Origin of the sequence: Kitasatospora nipponensis, assembly GCF_039528135.1 — a bacterium.
Taxonomy (GTDB): Bacteria; Actinomycetota; Actinomycetes; order Streptomycetales; family Streptomycetaceae; genus Kitasatospora; species Kitasatospora nipponensis.
The window spans coordinates 1-1,685 of sequence record NZ_BAAALF010000428.1 but is presented as its reverse complement, the minus strand read 5'-3'; the positions used below and the strand labels follow the sequence as shown (position 1 = coordinate 1,685).

2 pseudogenes are annotated in these 1,685 nt (G+C 69.3%); both read left to right on the top strand.

The window, feature by feature from the left end:
• Window positions 1–1,237 (top strand): annotated as a pseudogene (locus tag ABD323_RS40900) (Mu transposase C-terminal domain-containing protein); the annotation flags it as partial.
• Window positions 1,238–1,240: 3 nt separating this feature from the next.
• Window positions 1,241–1,685 (top strand): annotated as a pseudogene (locus ABD323_RS40895) (TniB family NTP-binding protein); the annotation flags it as partial.

Genomic DNA, 1,685 nt, shown 5'->3' with positions numbered 1-1,685 from the left:
CATCCTCGCCTGGCGCCTCACCCCGGCGGGCACCAAGGCCATCGACATCGGCCTTCTGCTGGCCGACGTCATGACCCCCGAACCCATGCGCCCGGCCTGGGACGACGCCCTGCGCCACTCGATGCTCCGCATCCCGCACGAGCGCATGCTCAGCGTCGACGAACGCCTCGCCGAGGCCGCCGCCCGCCCCGTCATCTACCCCGAGACCCTCCTGTTTGACCACGGCAAGCCCTACCAGTCCGACGTCGTCCGACGGGCCTGCCGCTCATGGAAGATCGACATCCAGGACGCCCGCAAACTCAAACCCACCGACAAACCCCAGATCGAACGGCTCTTCGGCCGCATCCGCGAACAGTTCTCCATGCACGTCGCTGGCTACACCAGCTTCAACGTCGCCCACCGCGGCCGCACCGCCGAGGACCAGGCCCGCTGGAGCATCGCCGAGATCGCCGAATTCTTCGCCGAGTACGTCGTCGCCGTCTACCAGCGCCAGCACCACCGTGGCCTCCACCTCCACGGCTTCCCCGACCTGTCCGTCAGCCCCAACGAGGCCTACGCCATGGCCCTCGGCGCGGCCGGCTACGTCGACTGCCCCCGCAACCCCGACCTGTACTACGAGCTCCTGCCCATCGCGGAACCCGGCCGCGTCATCCACCCCTACGGGGTCGACCTGAACCATCTCGTCTACAACGCCGACATCCTCTACCAGTTCCGCAAGACCAAGTCGCCCTATCCCAACGGCCGCTGGCCCATCCGCTACGACCCGCGCAACCTCCTGCACGCCTACTTCCACAACCCCCACGACAGCCGCTGGTACACCCTGCGCTGGACCCACGCCCTCAACGACCTGCAGCCGTTCACCGACATCACCCTGCGCGAAGCCAAACGCCTGCTCCTCCAACGCGGCAAGGACCCCGGCGACCAGGCCCAGATCGCCGAAGCACTGCGGAAACTGCAAAACCGCACCGACGCGCCCGAGACCTGGACCAAGACCGCCCGCAAGCGCTGGCACCGCGACGACCACCGCGCCCGCGCCCAGCAGAGCGATGCCCAGCGCTCAACCCCCGCCCAGCCCGCCACGCCCCCGACCACAACCACCAGACGGGGCACCGCCGAACACACCCCTCTGCCCACCGCCCAGGTCCCGGAGGCCACGGAGGCCACGGACGAGGACCTCGACCTCGACTCCATCGAGGCAGCTCCCGTGTGGACCCTGCCCACCGCCCAGGAGCGCTGACCCGTGCCGTCAGCCACCGCCTTCCCCGACGACGGTGAGCGCCCCGAGTACTTCGAACACCCCGGGCTCGCCGAGCCCCGCACCAAACTCGAATGGCGCACCTACCTCCACACCCTCCCCCCGGGGAAACCGGCCGCGCTCACCACCGCCGAGTACCTGCGGCTCGCCGCCGGGCAGAAGACTCGGTACGACCAGGCACGACTGGCGCATCACAGCGCCCTCGTGATCGTCCGCACCGCCCACATGCAGGCCGTCCACCACCAGATGCGACGCCGCATGCTCACCAACACTCACCAGCCGGCCGGCGCCCGGCGCGGCATCGTCGTCGACGGGCCCGCCACCGTCGGCAAGTCCACCATGGTCAAGATGTTCGCCGCCGACTTCGAGCACCAACTCCGGCGCGAACACCCCGAACGGTTCGAGGTCACCTACCGCATCGACAGTCACA